We start from the raw sequence: 15,768 nt of genomic DNA, 5'->3' as shown, positions 1-15,768 counted from the left end.
GGCCGGCCGCGGCCGCCCCCGCCGGGCCGGCAGGCCCGTCAGCGGGACGGCCCGTGCCGTCCGCGGTCGGCGGGGGTGCGGGGAGGACGTCGGGGACGAGGGATTGGGTGGAGTGCCCGACCAGGCGGAGCAGGACCTCCCCGGAGTCCGGCCGCCCGGCGGGGTCCTCGGCCAGGCACGCGCCCACCACGGGACGCAGGTGCTCCTCCAGCACGGCCAGGTCAGGCTCGTGCCGGGCGACGCGGCTGACCGTCTCGGCCGTCGAACCGCCCTCGAAGGGCGGCGACCCCGTCGCCGCGTACAGCAGCGTGGCCGCCCAGGCGAACACGTCCGCCGCCTCCCCGCCGCCCGAGCCCGCCACCTGCTCGGGCGCGGAGTACGCGACCCGGCCGAGGGCGCGGGTAGGGGCCGGGGGGCCGGCGTCGGCGAGTCCGGCCAGGCCGTAGCCGGTGAGCCGGACGCCGTCGTCGCCGACGAAGACGGTGCCGGGGTGCAGGTCGCCGTGCGTGACGCCGTTCTGGTGCAGCCCCACGAGGGCGGAGGCCATCGCGATGGCGAGCCGGTGCAGCGCCGTGCCGGTCATCGCGCCGCCGGCCGCCACGGCATCGCGCAGCGGCCGGCCCGGCACGTGCTCGCCCACCAGGTACGGCCTGCCGTCCAGCACACCGGTCGCCAGCACCCGGGCCAGCGACGGCGCCCTGGCGGCGGTCAGCGCGGCGGCCACGCGCCCGAACCCGTCCGCCCCGCCCCGCAGCCAGGTGATCTCCACGTGCGAGCCGCCGGCGTCACGGGCCAGGAACACGGGCCCCCGCTCGTCGTCCCGTAACCGCCCCAGCAATGCGAACCCGCCGATGTCCGCGGGATCGGATCGCTGCAGAGGGGAAATATCCGTCATTGCCTCAGCAATTTCCTCGACAGCAGACCGCCTGATTATGGATCAGCCGCTTCAGGCCATGGAAGACCGGCGGCCTGCCCAAAAGTGGAGAGGGCTGTAGCCGATCGAGGGCCAGGTGCCGATCCCGTCCGCGGTGCCCGCCGGCACGGTGTGCGCCGGCCACGCTCAGGCCCGGCCCGGCCCGGCGGGGGCACCCCATCGCCCCCGAGCGCGGATTTGGTTTGACTAGCCGCCCAATTGAATATAGGTATGACTCCATGCAAATGGAGAGCAGGCGTCCGTACCGGCTGGGTGCGCGCGCCGCCGCCATGGAGGCCACCCGGGCTCGGGTGCTGGAGGCGGCGGCGGAGCTGTGGACGCGGCGCTGGTACGACGACGTCACGCTGCAGCACGTCGCCGAGGCGGCGGGCGTGTCGGTGCAGACGATCGTCAACCGCTTCGGCGGCAAGGAGGAGCTGGCCGACGCCGTGGCCGACTGGATCGCCACCCGGGCCGCCGACACCCGCCGGGCCCCGGCCGGCGACGTGGCGGCGGTCGTGTCCGCGCTGTTCGACGACTACGAGCGCGACGGCGACGCCGTCGTGCTGTGGATCGCGCAGATCGACCGGGTCCCGGCCATCGCCAGGGCCGCCGCCCACGCGCGGGACCTGCACCGGGCGTGGCTCGAACGCGTCTTCGCCGACCGCCTCCCCGCCTCGGGGCCCTCTCGCGAGCACGCGCTGCACCTGCACTACGCCGCCACCGACGTCAGCCTGTGGAAGCTGTGGCGGCGCGACCTCGGCCTGCCGCGCGCGGACGCCGAACGCGCCATGCGTGACCTGCTGACCTCGATCGATCCGCGGAAGAGTGACCATGAGTAGCAATTTCCTGTTCGCCACCTGGTCCGGCGGCGGAGCCGTGCCGCCCACCCTCTCGGTCGCCCGCGCGCTGCGCGAACGCGGCCACCGCGTCCGGGTGCTGGCCGACAGGTCGCTGCACGGCGAGGTCGCCGCCACCGGGGCGGAGCCGGTCGCCTGGACGAGCGCGCCCCAGGGCGACACCACCGACCCGGCGCAGGACGTACTGAAGGACTTCGAGGCCCGCACGCCGATGGGCGCGTTCGCGCGGCTGCGTGACCGCCTCGTCTGCGGGCCCGCGGCCGACTTCGCCCGCGACACGCTGGCCGAGCTTCGCGCCCATCCGGCCGACGTGCTGGTCTCCGACTTCTCGCTGCTGGGTACGCTCACCGCCGGCGAGGCCGCCGGGATCCCGGTGGCCGCACTCGGCACGACCCTCTACCCGTTCGCCACCCCGGGGGCTCCGCCGTTCGGGCCGGGGCTCAGGCCGGCCACCGGCGCGCTGGGCCGCCTGCGTGACCGGATCGTGGCGGAGATGACCCTCAGACCGTGGGCCAAGGGCCTGCCGGCGCTCAACGCGGCCCGCGCCGCAACCGGCCTGCGGCCGGTGGAATCGGTCATCAGCGCGTTCGCCCGCGTCGACCGGTTCCTCGTGCTGTCACCGCGCGCGCTCGACTACCCGGGACGCCGGTTCCCCGAGTACGTACGCCACGTCGGCCCCCGGCTGGACGATCCCGCCTGGGCCGGGGAGCTGGAGCTGCCCCCGGGTGACGCGCCGCTGGCGCTGGTCAGCCTCAGCTCGACGTTCATGAACCAGCGCGCGCTGCTCGACCGCATCGCCCAGGCTCTGGGGACGTTGCCGGTGCGCGGGCTGCTGACCACCGGCCCGGCCGTGGATCCGGCGACGGTCCGCGCGCCCGGCAACGTCCTGGTCACCGCCGTGGCCCCGCACGGCGCCGTGCTGCCCCACGCCGCGCTGACGATCACGCACGCCGGGCACGGCACGGCCGTCAAGTCGCTGGCCGCGGGCGTCCCCCTGGTCTGCGTGCCGCTCGGGCGGGACCAGGGCGAGGTGGCGCGGCGCGTCGAGCTCGCCGGCGCGGGGCTCGTCGTGAACAAGAGCGCCTCGGCGAGGACGATCGCCCGCGCCGTGGACCAGGTCCTGCACGACCGCTCCTACCCGAGGGAGGCGCGGCGGCTGGCGGACGAGATCGCCGCCGAGACGGCCTCCGACCGCGCGGTCGCCGAACTGGAGTCCCTCACGAAACGACCGCTCCGGCCTGGATCACGTGCCTGATGTGGCCGGGGTCGGCGAGGACGCCCAGGTCGGCGAGCGGGTCGCCGTCGAGGACCAGCAGGTCGGCGTGCGCGCCCTCGGCGAGCGTGCCGATCTCGCCGGTCATGCCGAGCAGCTCGGCCGCGTTCACCGTGGCGGCGCGCAGCACGTCGAGGGGCTTCTGCACCTCGCCGCGCAGGCGGAACTCCTGGTTCTGGTGCCGGTGCATGCCGCCCAGCAGGTCGCTGCCGTACACGAGCCGCACGCCGCCGACGGCGGCGCGTTCCAGCGCCGCCAGGCCCGCGCCGAGCACCGCGTCGACCTTGCGCCAGCTCGGCTCGGGCAGCCCGTGCGCGACGCCCTCCTCCTTGAGCGACCAGTACGTGACCAGCGTCGGCACCAGGTAGGCGTCGTGCTCCAGGAACAGCTCGACGCTGCGGTCGTCCAGCAGGTTGCCGTGCTCGATGGAGCGCACCCCCGCCTCCAGCGCCCGGTTCACCGCGCGGGCGGTGTACGCGTGCGCCGCCACGTAGCGGTTGGCCGCCTCGGCCTCGTCCACGATGGCGCGCAGTTCCTCCATCGAGTACTGCGTGGAGTCGATGCGGTCGGTGGGGGAGGCGACGCCGCCGGAGGCCATCACCTTGATGTGGTGCGCGCCCTTGCGCAGCTCGTCGCGGGCGGCGGCGCGGACCGCGTCCACCCCGTCGGCGACCCGGCCGAGCCCGGCGCAGCACGGGTGGTCGTCGTGCACCCGGGTGCCGCGGGCGCGCGAGTCGCCGTGGCCGCCGGTCTGGCTGAGCGCCCGGCCGCAGAACAGCAGCCGCGGCCCCCGGATCAGCCCTTCGGCCTGCGCGTCGGACAGCCCGTAGTCGGCGCCGGAGGCGTCCCGGACGGTGGTGAAGCCGCGGTCCAGCATCCCGCCCATGATGCGGGCGCTGTGCGCGGCCACGTACGAGGGCGACCAGGAGGTGAGCCCGCCCAGGTCGGCGGTCGCGGCCGTGACGTGCACGTGCGCGTCGATCAGGCCCGGTACGACGACCGCGCCGGCCAGGTCGATGACCCGGGTGCCGTCGGGGGCGCTCAGGCCGGGGCCGGTCTCGGCGACGCGGCCGTCGGCGCAGCGCAGGTCGGCCTCGGTGTATTCGCCGGTGGCGGGGTCGAGCAGCAGGGCGTGGCGCAGCAGCAGGCTCATCGGGCACCCCGCAGCGCGGGCACGGCCAGCGGCGCGAGCGCCTCGGCGGCGGCCACGGACCTCTCGTCGTAGCTGCCCTCGGCGTCCAGGATGTTGAGCGCGCCGAGCACGGTGTCCCCGTCCACGACGGGCACGTTGACGATGGCGCCGCAGCCGAGGCTCTCGATCAGCTCGTGGTCGGCGAAGATCTCCCGTACGGCGGCGCGGTCGCGGCCCAGGTAGGGCAGCCGCTGCTCGATGCAGCGGGTCAGCCACTCCTGCGCGACCTCGACCGTCTTCTCGCCGCCCACCGGGTACTGCTCCGGGTGGCTGCTGTGCACGCGGCGCAGCGCGCGCCGCTCCGGGATCCAGGCGAGCACGGTGAACAACCGCACCCCCACCTGCTCGCGTACCTTCTCCTGCAGTTCCGGCAGCCCGGTCACGACGTCATCTCCTTAGCGGCGCCGGCGGGGTCGCCCCGCTCGGTCAGGTCTTCCAGGGAACGCCCGGCCGTGGCCAGGCCGAACACCATCACGCAGATCACCCCGGCCGCGAGCACGGCCGTGGTCATGGTGAACACGCCGCCGAAGCCGAGGCTGGCGTAGGACAGGCCGATGATGGTGGGAGCGAGAATGCTGCCGACGCGGCCGAACGCGCTCGACAGGCCGGTTCCGGTGGCCCGGATCCAGGTGGGGAACACCTCGGGGGTGTAGGAGTAGACGCCGGCGTACGTGCCGTTCAGGAAGAACGACAGCACCGCGCCCGCGACCGTGATCGACACCGGCGTGTCCATCTGCGACAGCCAGAAGGCGCTGACCGCCGAGCCCGCGAGGTAGATCGCGATCGTGTTCTTGCGGTCCAGCCGCTCCGACAGCCAGGCGGCGGAGAAGTAGCCGGGGACCTGCGCCAGGTAGATGATCAGCGAGAACTCGAAGCTCTTCGTCACCGTGATGCCCCGCTCCACGAGCAGCGTGGGGATCCAGGAGAAGAAGCCGTAGTAGGAGAACGTGATCACGAACCAGATCAGCCAGATGACGCCGGTGCGCCTGGCCATGGCCCGGCTCCACAGGAACCGCATCGCGTTGACCAGCGTGACCTTCGGCGTCTCCCTGACGGGCAGCGCGACCTCGGCCTCGGGCACCGGGGGCAGCGGCCGGCCGGTGGCCAGCTCGACGCGCCGTTCGAGGTCGGCCACCACGGCCTCGGCCTCATCGGTGCGGCCGTGCTGCAGCAGGAAGCGCGGCGACTCCGGCAGCGAGCGCCGCCACCACAGCAGCATCAGGATCGGCACGGCGGTGATGATCTGCGCGATCCGCCAGCCGTCGTCGAACGTGGGCACCACGAACCGGCCGATGAGCGCCGCCCCGACGAACCCGAACGAGAAGAACCCGGCCAGCGCGCCGATGAACCAGCCGCGCCGCTTGGCGGGCACGAACTCGGACAGGAACGGCGCGATGATCGCGCTCTCGGCGCCCGCCCCGGCCCCGGCCAGCACCCGCGCGCCGAGGAACACCTCGTAGTTCGGCGCGAACGCGGCCACGACGGAGAACACCGCGTAGAAGGCGAGCGCGTACATCATGACCTTCTTGCGGCCGATGCGGTCGCCGAGCAGGCCCGCCGCGATCGCGCCGAACAGGAAGCCGAACGGTGAGGCCGAGCCGATGAAGCCGAGCTGGCCGTTGTCCAGGTTCCACGCCTCCTGGGCGCTCGGCAGCAGGAACGCGACGACGGCCGAGTCCATGCCGTCGAAGGTGTAGCCGAGGCCGCCTATCAGGAGCAGGAGGTAGTGCGGACGGCTCAGGGGGAGCCTGTCCAACCGGGCCAGCAAGGTCATGGCACAGCCTTCCTAGGGCACATAGCCCTGCACAAAGGGGGAGTTCTTGCAACGTATAGTGCAAATCACCCGAAATGCAATGGTCCTTGCAATATTTGGAAATGTACGATGACTCCCGAGCGAGGGGGGACGCGTGACGGACAGCTTCGAGGACTGGCTGCGCGAACGCGTGCCCGAGCGCGGGCTGCGGCCCAAGGCGGCGGCCGTCGTGGACATCCTCATCACGCAGCCGCGCCGGGCCTCGTTCGGCTCGGCCGCCGAGCTCGCCGCGCTGGCCGGCGCCAACGTGGCCACCGTCACGCGCACCGCGCAGGCGCTCGGCTTCGCCGGCTGGCCCGCGCTCCAGCAGGAGCTGCGCGCCCGCTACCTGTCCTCGCTCAGCGCGCCGCAGGTCGCCGCGGAGCACAGCGGCGAGGGCTCGCCCAGCTCCCGCTCGCTCCGGCGCGACCTCGACAGTCTCGCCCTGCTCAACCGGCGCCTGGACGAGAACGTGCTGCGGACCATCGCCGAGGCCGTCGCCGCCGCGCGCCGCACGGTGATCGTCGCCGACGGCAGCTACGCGGCGGTCGGCATGGCGCTCGCGCACAACGCCCGCATCGCGGGCTACCCGGTCGCGGCGGTCACCGCGGGCGACGCCGAGCTGTCCAACACCGTCGCGGCGATCGGCCCCGGCGACGTGCTGATCGCCATCAGCTTCTGGCGGCTGTACGAGAGCACCGTGCTGGCCGCGCACGAGGCGCGCACGCGCGGAGCGAGGGTGTTCGCCCTGACCGACGCGGCCAGTCCCGCCCTGGCCGAGGCGGCCGAGGAGGTGGTGATGGTCCCCGCGGAGGGCGTGGCGTTCTTCCCGTCCCTGACCGCCGGCCTGGCCGTCGCCCAGGCGCTGGTCACCCAGCTCGCGGCGGTCGATCCGGCGCGCACGGCCACCGCCATCGAGACGGCGGAGCGGATGTGGACCAAGTTCGGCCTGCTCCACCGCCGTCCCTCCGGCGGCGAACCCGCCTGAACCGCCCACCGGTCCTGATATATCCCGCTAAGGTGCCTGGGTTGATCATCCGCAACCCGGGAGCCGCATGCCGAACCTCGAACCCCTGCGCGAGGGCGATCCCGCGGCGGTCGGCGGCTACCGGCTGGTGGGCCGGCTCGGCGCGGGCGGCCAGGGCGTCGTCTACCTGGGGCGGGACGCCGACGGCCGGCCGGTGGCCGTCAAGGTGCTCCGCGAGGGCATGACCGGCGGCCGGTTCGCCAAGGAGATCGCCGCCGCCCGCCGGGTCGACCCGTTCTGCGTCGCCCAGGTGCTCGACGCCTCGCTGGGCGGCAGGCCGTACATCGTCAGCGAGTACGTCGAGGGGCCCTCGCTGCAGCAGACGGGCCCCCGCGCCGGGGCGGACCTGCAGCGGCTGGCGGTCAGCACCGCCACGGCGCTGACCGCCATCCACCAGGCGGGCATCGTGCACCGCGACTTCAAGCCCGCCAACGTGCTGCTCGGCCGGGACGGGCCGCGGGTCATCGACTTCGGCATCGCCCGCGCCGCCGACGCCGCGCTCACCGTCACCAGCGGCATCGTCGGCACGCCCGCGTACATGGCCCCGGAGCAGCTCGCCGGCGCGCCCGCCGGGCCGCCGGCGGACGTCTTCGCCTGGGCCTGCGTGATCGTCTTCGCCGCCACCGGCGCCCCGCCGTTCGGCGACGACACCATACCGGCGGTCATCAGCCGCATCCTCACCGCCGAACCGTGGCTCGGCGACCTGCCGGAGCCGCTGCGCTCGACGGTGTACGCGTGCCTCTCCAAGGAGCCGGCCGCCCGCCCCGCCATGCAGGCCGTCCTCCTCGCCCTCCTCTCCGGCCGCACCCCCGCCCCCAGCGGCGCCCGGGCGCCGCTGGGGGCGGGGGTGCGGCCGGAGAGGAGGGCGAGGAGGACGGCCTGCATGGCGGGGCGGGCGGCCGGCTCCTTGGAGAGGCACGCGTACACCGTCGAGCGCAGCGGCTCCGGCAGGTCGCCGAGCCACGGTTCGGCGGTGAGGATGCGGCTGATGACCGCCGGTATGGTGTCGTCGCCGAACGGCGGGGCGCCGGTGGCGGCGAAGACGATCACGCAGGCCCAGGCGAAGACGTCCGCCGGCGGCCCGGCGGGCGCGCCGGCGAGCTGCTCCGGGGCCATGTACGCGGGCGTGCCGACGATGCCGCTGGTGACGGTGAGCGCGGCGTCGGCGGCGCGGGCGATGCCGAAGTCGATGACCCGCGGCCCGTCCCGGCCGAGCAGCACGTTGGCGGGCTTGAAGTCGCGGTGCACGATGCCCGCCTGGTGGATGGCGGTCAGCGCCGTGGCGGTGCTGACCGCCAGCCGCTGCAGGTCCGCCCCGGCGCGGGGGCCCGTCTGCTGCAGCGAGGGCCCCTCGACGTACTCGCTGACGATGTACGGCCTGCCGCCCAGCGAGGCGTCGAGCACCTGGGCGACGCAGAACGGGTCGACCCGGCGGGCGGCGGCGATCTCCTTGGCGAACCGGCCGCCGGTCATGCCCTCGCGGAGCACCTTGACGGCCACCGGCCGGCCGTCGGCGTCCCGCCCCAGGTAGACGACGCCCTGGCCGCCCGCGCCGAGCCGGCCCACCAGCCGGTAGCCGCCGACCGCCGCGGGATCGCCCTCGCGCAGGGGTTCGAGGTTCGGCATGCGGCTCCCGGGTTGCGGATGATCAACCCAGGCACCTTAGCGGGATATATCAGGACCGGTGGGCGGTTCAGGCGGGTTCGCCGCCGGAGGGACGGCGGTGGAGCAGGCCGAACTTGGTCCACATCCGCTCCGCCGTCTCGATGGCGGTGGCCGTGCGCGCCGGATCGACCGCCGCGAGCTGGGTGACCAGCGCCTGGGCGACGGCCAGGCCGGCGGTCAGGGACGGGAAGAACGCCACGCCCTCCGCGGGGACCATCACCACCTCCTCGGCCGCCTCGGCCAGGGCGGGACTGGCCGCGTCGGTCAGGGCGAACACCCTCGCTCCGCGCGTGCGCGCCTCGTGCGCGGCCAGCACGGTGCTCTCGTACAGCCGCCAGAAGCTGATGGCGATCAGCACGTCGCCGGGGCCGATCGCCGCGACGGTGTTGGACAGCTCGGCGTCGCCCGCGGTGACCGCCGCGACCGGGTAGCCCGCGATGCGGGCGTTGTGCGCGAGCGCCATGCCGACCGCCGCGTAGCTGCCGTCGGCGACGATCACCGTGCGGCGCGCGGCGGCGACGGCCTCGGCGATGGTCCGCAGCACGTTCTCGTCCAGGCGCCGGTTGAGCAGGGCGAGACTGTCGAGGTCGCGCCGGAGCGAGCGGGAGCTGGGCGAGCCCTCGCCGCTGTGCTCCGCGGCGACCTGCGGCGCGCTGAGCGAGGACAGGTAGCGGGCGCGCAGCTCCTGCTGGAGCGCGGGCCAGCCGGCGAAGCCGAGCGCCTGCGCGGTGCGCGTGACGGTGGCCACGTTGGCGCCGGCCAGCGCGGCGAGCTCGGCGGCCGAGCCGAACGAGGCCCGGCGCGGCTGCGTGATGAGGATGTCCACGACGGCCGCCGCCTTGGGCCGCAGCCCGCGCTCGGGCACGCGTTCGCGCAGCCAGTCCTCGAAGCTGTCCGTCACGCGTCCCCCCTCGCTCGGGAGTCATCGTACATTTCCAAATATTGCAAGGACCATTGCATTTCGGGTGATTTGCACTATACGTTGCAAGAACTCCCCCTTTGTGCAGGGCTATGTGCCCTAGGAAGGCTGTGCCATGACCTTGCTGGCCCGGTTGGACAGGCTCCCCCTGAGCCGTCCGCACTACCTCCTGCTCCTGATAGGCGGCCTCGGCTACACCTTCGACGGCATGGACTCGGCCGTCGTCGCGTTCCTGCTGCCGAGCGCCCAGGAGGCGTGGAACCTGGACAACGGCCAGCTCGGCTTCATCGGCTCGGCCTCACCGTTCGGCTTCCTGTTCGGCGCGATCGCGGCGGGCCTGCTCGGCGACCGCATCGGCCGCAAGAAGGTCATGATGTACGCGCTCGCCTTCTACGCGGTGTTCTCCGTCGTGGCCGCGTTCGCGCCGAACTACGAGGTGTTCCTCGGCGCGCGGGTGCTGGCCGGGGCCGGGGCGGGCGCCGAGAGCGCGATCATCGCGCCGTTCCTGTCCGAGTTCGTGCCCGCCAAGCGGCGCGGCTGGTTCATCGGCGCGCTGGCCGGGTTCTTCTCGTTCGGGTTCGTCGGGGCGGCGCTCATCGGCCGGTTCGTGGTGCCCACGTTCGACGACGGCTGGCGGATCGCGCAGATCATCACCGCCGTGCCGATCCTGATGCTGCTGTGGTGGCGGCGCTCGCTGCCGGAGTCGCCGCGCTTCCTGCTGCAGCACGGCCGCACCGATGAGGCCGAGGCCGTGGTGGCCGACCTCGAACGGCGCGTCGAGCTGGCCACCGGCCGGCCGCTGCCCCCGGTGCCCGAGGCCGAGGTCGCGCTGCCCGTCAGGGAGACGCCGAAGGTCACGCTGGTCAACGCGATGCGGTTCCTGTGGAGCCGGGCCATGGCCAGGCGCACCGGCGTCATCTGGCTGATCTGGTTCGTGATCACGTTCTCCTACTACGGCTTCTTCTCCTGGATCCCCACGCTGCTCGTGGAGCGGGGCATCACGGTGACGAAGAGCTTCGAGTTCTCGCTGATCATCTACCTGGCGCAGGTCCCCGGCTACTTCTCCGCCGCCTGGCTGTCGGAGCGGCTGGACCGCAAGAACACGATCGCGATCTACCTCGCGGGCTCGGCGGTCAGCGCCTTCTGGCTGTCGCAGATGGACACGCCGGTGTCGATCACGGTCGCGGGCGCGGTGCTGTCGTTCTTCCTGAACGGCACGTACGCCGGCGTCTACTCCTACACCCCCGAGGTGTTCCCCACCTGGATCCGGGCCACCGGAACCGGCCTGTCGAGCGCGTTCGGCCGCGTCGGCAGCATTCTCGCTCCCACCATCATCGGCCTGTCCTACGCCAGCCTCGGCTTCGGCGGCGTGTTCACCATGACCACGGCCGTGCTCGCGGCCGGGGTGATCTGCGTGATGGTGTTCGGCCTGGCCACGGCCGGGCGTTCCCTGGAAGACCTGACCGAGCGGGGCGACCCCGCCGGCGCCGCTAAGGAGATGACGTCGTGACCGGGCTGCCGGAACTGCAGGAGAAGGTACGCGAGCAGGTGGGGGTGCGGTTGTTCACCGTGCTCGCCTGGATCCCGGAGCGGCGCGCGCTGCGCCGCGTGCACAGCAGCCACCCGGAGCAGTACCCGGTGGGCGGCGAGAAGACGGTCGAGGTCGCGCAGGAGTGGCTGACCCGCTGCATCGAGCAGCGGCTGCCCTACCTGGGCCGCGACCGCGCCGCCGTACGGGAGATCTTCGCCGACCACGAGCTGATCGAGAGCCTCGGCTGCGGCGCCATCGTCAACGTGCCCGTCGTGGACGGGGACACCGTGCTCGGCGCGCTCAACATCCTGGACGCCGAGGGCAGCTACGACGAGAGGTCCGTGGCCGCCGCCGAGGCGCTCGCGCCGCTGGCCGTGCCCGCGCTGCGGGGTGCCCGATGAGCCTGCTGCTGCGCCACGCCCTGCTGCTCGACCCCGCCACCGGCGAATACACCGAGGCCGACCTGCGCTGCGCCGACGGCCGCGTCGCCGAGACCGGCCCCGGCCTGAGCGCCCCCGACGGCACCCGGGTCATCGACCTGGCCGGCGCGGTCGTCGTACCGGGCCTGATCGACGCGCACGTGCACGTCACGGCCGCGACCGCCGACCTGGGCGGGCTCACCTCCTGGTCGCCCTCGTACGTGGCCGCGCACAGCGCCCGCATCATGGGCGGGATGCTGGACCGCGGCTTCACCACCGTCCGGGACGCCTCCGGCGCCGACTACGGGCTGTCCGACGCGCAGGCCGAAGGGCTGATCCGGGGGCCGCGGCTGCTGTTCTGCGGCCGGGCGCTCAGCCAGACCGGCGGCCACGGCGACTCGCGCGCCCGCGGCACCCGGGTGCACGACGACCACCCGTGCTGCGCCGGGCTCGGCCGGGTCGCCGACGGGGTGGACGCGGTCCGCGCCGCCGCCCGCGACGAGCTGCGCAAGGGCGCGCACCACATCAAGGTGATGGCCTCCGGCGGCGTCGCCTCCCCCACCGACCGCATCGACTCCACGCAGTACTCGATGGAGGAACTGCGCGCCATCGTGGACGAGGCCGAGGCGGCCAACCGCTACGTGGCGGCGCACGCGTACACCGCCCGCGCGGTGAACCGGGCGCTGGAGGCGGGGGTGCGCTCCATCGAGCACGGCAACCTGCTGGACGACCGCAGCGTCGAGCTGTTCCTGGAGCACGACGCCTACCTGGTGCCGACGCTGGTCACGTACTGGTCGCTCAAGGAGGAGGGCGTCGCGCACGGGCTGCCCGAGCCGAGCTGGCGCAAGGTCGACGCGGTGCTCGGCGCGGGCCTGGCGGCGCTGGAACGCGCCGCCGTCGGCGGCGTGCGGCTCGTGTACGGCAGCGACCTGCTGGGCGGCATGCACCGGCACCAGAACCAGGAGTTCCGCCTGCGCGGCGAGGTGCAGAAGCCCCTCGACGTGCTGCGCGCCGCCACGGTGAACGCGGCCGAGCTGCTCGGCATGACCGGCGAGATCGGCACGCTCGCCGAGGGCGCGCACGCCGACCTGCTGGTCCTCGACGGCGACCCGCTCGCCGACCTGGGCGTCCTCGCCGACCCCGGCCACATCAGGCACGTGATCCAGGCCGGAGCGGTCGTTTCGTGAGGGACTCCAGTTCGGCGACCGCGCGGTCGGAGGCCGTCTCGGCGGCGATCTCGTCCGCCAGCCGCCGCGCCTCCCTCGGGTAGGAGCGGTCGTGCAGGACCTGGTCCACGGCGCGGGCGATCGTCCTCGCCGAGGCGCTCTTGTTCACGACGAGCCCCGCGCCGGCGAGCTCGACGCGCCGCGCCACCTCGCCCTGGTCCCGCCCGAGCGGCACGCAGACCAGGGGGACGCCCGCGGCCAGCGACTTGACGGCCGTGCCGTGCCCGGCGTGCGTGATCGTCAGCGCGGCGTGGGGCAGCACGGCGCCGTGCGGGGCCACGGCGGTGACCAGGACGTTGCCGGGCGCGCGGACCGTCGCCGGATCCACGGCCGGGCCGGTGGTCAGCAGCCCGCGCACCGGCAACGTCCCCAGAGCCTGGGCGATGCGGTCGAGCAGCGCGCGCTGGTTCATGAACGTCGAGCTGAGGCTGACCAGCGCCAGCGGCGCGTCACCCGGGGGCAGCTCCAGCTCCCCGGCCCAGGCGGGATCGTCCAGCCGGGGGCCGACGTGGCGTACGTACTCGGGGAACCGGCGTCCCGGGTAGTCGAGCGCGCGCGGTGACAGCACGAGGAACCGGTCGACGCGGGCGAACGCGCTGATGACCGATTCCACCGGCCGCAGGCCGGTTGCGGCGCGGGCCGCGTTGAGCGCCGGCAGGCCCTTGGCCCACGGTCTGAGGGTCATCTCCGCCACGATCCGGTCACGCAGGCGGCCCAGCGCGCCGGTGGCCGGCCTGAGCCCCGGCCCGAACGGCGGAGCCCCCGGGGTGGCGAACGGGTAGAGGGTCGTGCCGAGTGCGGCCACCGGGATCCCGGCGGCCTCGCCGGCGGTGAGCGTACCCAGCAGCGAGAAGTCGGAGACCAGCACGTCGGCCGGATGGGCGCGAAGCTCGGCCAGCGTGTCGCGGGCGAAGTCGGCCGCGGGCCCGCAGACGAGGCGGTCACGCAGCCGCGCGAACGCGCCCATCGGCGTGCGGGCCTCGAAGTCCTTCAGTACGTCCTGCGCCGGGTCGGTGGTGTCGCCCTGGGGCGCGCTCGTCCAGGCGACCGGCTCCGCCCCGGTGGCGGCGACCTCGCCGTGCAGCGACCTGTCGGCCAGCACCCGGACGCGGTGGCCGCGTTCGCGCAGCGCGCGGGCGACCGAGAGGGTGGGCGGCACGGCTCCGCCGCCGGACCAGGTGGCGAACAGGAAATTGCTACTCATGGTCACTCTTCCGCGGATCGATCGAGGTCAGCAGGTCACGCATGGCGCGTTCGGCGTCCGCGCGCGGCAGGCCGAGGTCGCGCCGCCACAGCTTCCACAGGCTGACGTCGGTGGCGGCGTAGTGCAGGTGCAGCGCGTGCTCGCGAGAGGGCCCCGAGGCGGGGAGGCGGTCGGCGAAGACGCGTTCGAGCCACGCCCGGTGCAGGTCCCGCGCGTGGGCGGCGGCCCTGGCGATGGCCGGGACCCGGTCGATCTGCGCGATCCACAGCACGACGGCGTCGCCGTCGCGCTCGTAGTCGTCGAACAGCGCGGACACGACCGCCGCCACGTCGCCGGCCGGGGCCCGGCGGGTGTCGGCGGCCCGGGTGGCGATCCAGTCGGCCACGGCGTCGGCCAGCTCCTCCTTGCCGCCGAAGCGGTTGACGATCGTCTGCACCGACACGCCCGCCGCCTCGGCGACGTGCTGCAGCGTGACGTCGTCGTACCAGCGCCGCGTCCACAGCTCCGCCGCCGCCTCCAGCACCCGAGCCCGGGTGGCCTCCATGGCGGCGGCGCGCGCACCCAGCCGGTACGGACGCCTGCTCTCCATTTGCATGGAGTCATACCTATATTCAATTGGGCGGCTAGTCAAACCAAATCCGCGCTCGGGGGCGATGGGGTGCCCCCGCCGGGCCGGGCCGGGCCTGAGCGTGGCCGGCGCACACCGTGCCGGCGGGCACCGCGGACGGGATCGGCACCTGGCCCTCGATCGGCTACAGCCCTCTCCACTTTTGGGCAGGCCGCCGGTCTTCCATGGCCTGAAGCGGCTGATCCATAATCAGGCGGTCTGCTGTCGAGGAAATTGCTGAGGCAATGACGGATATTTCCCCTCTGCAGCGATCCGATCCCGCGGACATCGGCGGGTTCGCATTGCTGGGGCGGTTACGGGACGACGAGCGGGGGCCCGTGTTCCTGGCCCGTGACGCCGGCGGCTCGCACGTGGAGATCACCTGGCTGCGGGGCGGGGCGGACGGGTTCGGGCGCGTGGCCGCCGCGCTGACCGCCGCCAGGGCGCCGTCGCTGGCCCGGGTGCTGGCGACCGGTGTGCTGGACGGCAGGCCGTACCTGGTGGGCGAGCACGTGCCGGGCCGGCCGCTGCGCGATGCCGTGGCGGCCGGCGGCGCGATGACCGGCACGGCGCTGCACCGGCTCGCCATCGCGATGGCCTCCGCCCTCGTGGGGCTGCACCAGAACGGCGTCACGCACGGCGACCTGCACCCCGGCACCGTCTTCGTCGGCGACGACGGCGTCCGGCTCACCGGCTACGGCCTGGCCGGACTCGCCGACGCCGGCCCCCCGGCCCCTACCCGCGCCCTCGGCCGGGTCGCGTACTCCGCGCCCGAGCAGGTGGCGGGCTCGGGCGGCGGGGAGGCGGCGGACGTGTTCGCCTGGGCGGCCACGCTGCTGTACGCGGCGACGGGGTCGCCGCCCTTCGAGGGCGGTTCGACGGCCGAGACGGTCAGCCGCGTCGCCCGGCACGAGCCTGACCTGGCCGTGCTGGAGGAGCACCTGCGTCCCGTGGTGGGCGCGTGCCTGGCCGAGGACCCCGCCGGGCGGCCGGACTCCGGGGAGGTCCTGCTCCGCCTGGTCGGGCACTCCACCCAATCCCTCGTCCCCGACGTCTTCCCCGCACCCCCGCCGACCGCGGACGGCACGGGCCGTCCCGCTGACGGGCCTGCCGGCCCGGCGGGGGCGGCCGCGGCCGGCC

14 protein-coding genes and 2 pseudogenes are annotated in these 15,768 nt (G+C 74.1%); 8 read left to right on the top strand and 8 right to left on the bottom strand.

Annotated features, from left to right (window positions below):
- The coding region (locus tag ADY59_RS40935; RefSeq protein ID WP_156326054.1) for a protein kinase domain-containing protein at positions 1-895 on the bottom strand (895 nt) is incomplete at its 3' end.
- 263 nt (positions 896-1,158) lie between these two features.
- Here ADY59_RS40935 and ADY59_RS40930 point away from each other — a divergent pair.
- Positions 1,159-1,755 (top strand): TetR/AcrR family transcriptional regulator, encoded by a 597-nt coding sequence (locus tag ADY59_RS40930; RefSeq protein ID WP_049574681.1) that lies wholly within the window; start codon positions 1,159-1,161, stop codon positions 1,753-1,755.
- Entirely contained in the window at positions 1,748-3,028 is a 1,281-nt protein-coding gene (locus tag ADY59_RS40925; protein ID WP_049574683.1) for a glycosyltransferase, read from the top strand. Before ADY59_RS40930 ends, ADY59_RS40925 begins: the two co-directional genes overlap by 8 nt.
- Here ADY59_RS40925 and ADY59_RS40920 read toward each other — a convergent pair.
- The 3 genes from ADY59_RS40920 to ADY59_RS40910 are packed head-to-tail and all read right to left on the bottom strand — an operon-like array spanning position 2,991 to position 6,012.
- Positions 2,991-4,199 (bottom strand): metal-dependent hydrolase family protein, encoded by a 1,209-nt coding sequence (locus ADY59_RS40920; RefSeq protein WP_049574685.1) that lies wholly within the window; start codon positions 4,197-4,199, stop codon positions 2,991-2,993. The genes ADY59_RS40925 and ADY59_RS40920 overlap by 38 nt on opposite strands.
- The gene (locus ADY59_RS40915; RefSeq protein WP_049574688.1) at positions 4,196-4,621 is read right to left on the bottom strand and encodes a GAF domain-containing protein; all 426 of its coding nucleotides are present in this window, start codon (positions 4,619-4,621) and stop codon (positions 4,196-4,198) included. The genes ADY59_RS40920 and ADY59_RS40915 overlap by 4 nt, the downstream gene beginning before the upstream one ends.
- Complete coding sequence (locus tag ADY59_RS40910) at positions 4,618-6,012, bottom strand: MFS transporter (protein WP_049574691.1); 1,395 nt, start codon at positions 6,010-6,012, stop codon at positions 4,618-4,620. The genes ADY59_RS40915 and ADY59_RS40910 overlap by 4 nt, the downstream gene beginning before the upstream one ends.
- Before the next feature lie 133 nt (positions 6,013-6,145).
- On the opposite strand from ADY59_RS40910, the gene ADY59_RS40905 reads away from it, so the two are divergent.
- Together ADY59_RS40905 and ADY59_RS51965 are read left to right on the top strand one after the other, a co-directional pair.
- Positions 6,146-7,018: a MurR/RpiR family transcriptional regulator gene (locus ADY59_RS40905; protein ID WP_049574695.1), complete on the top strand. Its 873-nt coding sequence runs from the start codon at positions 6,146-6,148 to the stop codon at positions 7,016-7,018.
- A 67-nt stretch (positions 7,019-7,085) separates the two neighbouring features.
- Positions 7,086-7,829, top strand: a pseudogene (locus tag ADY59_RS51965) (serine/threonine-protein kinase); the annotation flags it as partial.
- A 158-nt stretch (positions 7,830-7,987) separates the two neighbouring features.
- Here ADY59_RS51965 and ADY59_RS51960 read toward each other — a convergent pair.
- Both ADY59_RS51960 and ADY59_RS40890 read right to left on the bottom strand, forming a co-directional pair.
- Positions 7,988-8,683, bottom strand: a pseudogene (locus ADY59_RS51960) (serine/threonine-protein kinase); the annotation flags it as partial.
- A gap of 67 nt (positions 8,684-8,750) precedes the next feature.
- Positions 8,751-9,623 carry a MurR/RpiR family transcriptional regulator gene (locus ADY59_RS40890; protein WP_049574695.1) on the bottom strand — a complete coding sequence of 291 codons (873 nt, stop codon included), beginning with the start codon at positions 9,621-9,623 and terminating at the stop codon, positions 8,751-8,753.
- Positions 9,624-9,756: 133 nt separating this feature from the next.
- Between ADY59_RS40890 and ADY59_RS40885 the strand changes: the two genes are divergently transcribed.
- From ADY59_RS40885 to ADY59_RS40875, 3 genes are read left to right on the top strand one after another with little or no spacing between them, the layout of a single operon-like run.
- On the top strand, positions 9,757-11,151 hold the full coding sequence (locus ADY59_RS40885) for an MFS transporter (RefSeq protein ID WP_049574691.1): 1,395 nt from the start codon (positions 9,757-9,759) through the stop codon (positions 11,149-11,151).
- Positions 11,148-11,573, top strand: a complete 426-nt coding sequence (locus tag ADY59_RS40880; protein ID WP_049574688.1) for a GAF domain-containing protein — start codon at positions 11,148-11,150, stop codon at positions 11,571-11,573. Before ADY59_RS40885 ends, ADY59_RS40880 begins: the two co-directional genes overlap by 4 nt.
- Positions 11,570-12,778: a metal-dependent hydrolase family protein gene (locus ADY59_RS40875; RefSeq protein ID WP_049574685.1), complete on the top strand. Its 1,209-nt coding sequence runs from the start codon at positions 11,570-11,572 to the stop codon at positions 12,776-12,778. The genes ADY59_RS40880 and ADY59_RS40875 overlap by 4 nt, the downstream gene beginning before the upstream one ends.
- Here the strand turns inward: ADY59_RS40875 and ADY59_RS40870 are convergent.
- Together ADY59_RS40870 and ADY59_RS40865 are read right to left on the bottom strand one after the other, a co-directional pair.
- Entirely contained in the window at positions 12,741-14,021 is a 1,281-nt protein-coding gene (locus ADY59_RS40870; protein ID WP_049574683.1) for a glycosyltransferase, read from the bottom strand. The genes ADY59_RS40875 and ADY59_RS40870 overlap by 38 nt on opposite strands.
- Positions 14,014-14,610, bottom strand: coding sequence for a TetR/AcrR family transcriptional regulator (locus ADY59_RS40865; protein WP_049574681.1), 597 nt, complete (start codon positions 14,608-14,610; stop codon positions 14,014-14,016). The genes ADY59_RS40870 and ADY59_RS40865 overlap by 8 nt, the downstream gene beginning before the upstream one ends.
- A gap of 263 nt (positions 14,611-14,873) precedes the next feature.
- Between ADY59_RS40865 and ADY59_RS40860 the strand changes: the two genes are divergently transcribed.
- A partial coding sequence (locus tag ADY59_RS40860; RefSeq protein WP_156326053.1) for a protein kinase domain-containing protein occupies positions 14,874-15,768 on the top strand: 895 nt, incomplete at its 3' end.

This window comes from Nonomuraea sp. SBT364 (genome assembly GCF_001083785.1).
Taxonomy (GTDB): domain Bacteria; phylum Actinomycetota; class Actinomycetes; order Streptosporangiales; family Streptosporangiaceae; genus Nonomuraea.
Note: the sequence above shows the minus strand (reverse complement) of the source record. Positions and strands in the feature narration are given on the sequence as shown.

Excerpts from the sequence above, each read along its gene's own strand:
- ADY59_RS40885 (WP_049574691.1), top strand. The coding sequence starts at position 9,757 with ATGACCTTGCTGGCCCGGTTGGACAGGCTCCCCCTGAGCCGTCCGCAC.
- ADY59_RS40875 (WP_049574685.1), top strand. The coding sequence starts at position 11,570 with ATGAGCCTGCTGCTGCGCCACGCCCTGCTGCTCGACCCCGCCACCGGC.
- ADY59_RS40925 (WP_049574683.1), top strand. The coding sequence starts at position 1,748 with ATGAGTAGCAATTTCCTGTTCGCCACCTGGTCCGGCGGCGGAGCCGTG.
- ADY59_RS40865 (WP_049574681.1), bottom strand. The coding sequence starts at position 14,610 with ATGGAGAGCAGGCGTCCGTACCGGCTGGGTGCGCGCGCCGCCGCCATG.
- ADY59_RS40910 (WP_049574691.1), bottom strand. The coding sequence starts at position 6,012 with ATGACCTTGCTGGCCCGGTTGGACAGGCTCCCCCTGAGCCGTCCGCAC.
- ADY59_RS40870 (WP_049574683.1), bottom strand. The coding sequence starts at position 14,021 with ATGAGTAGCAATTTCCTGTTCGCCACCTGGTCCGGCGGCGGAGCCGTG.
- ADY59_RS40930 (WP_049574681.1), top strand. The coding sequence starts at position 1,159 with ATGGAGAGCAGGCGTCCGTACCGGCTGGGTGCGCGCGCCGCCGCCATG.
- ADY59_RS40920 (WP_049574685.1), bottom strand. The coding sequence starts at position 4,199 with ATGAGCCTGCTGCTGCGCCACGCCCTGCTGCTCGACCCCGCCACCGGC.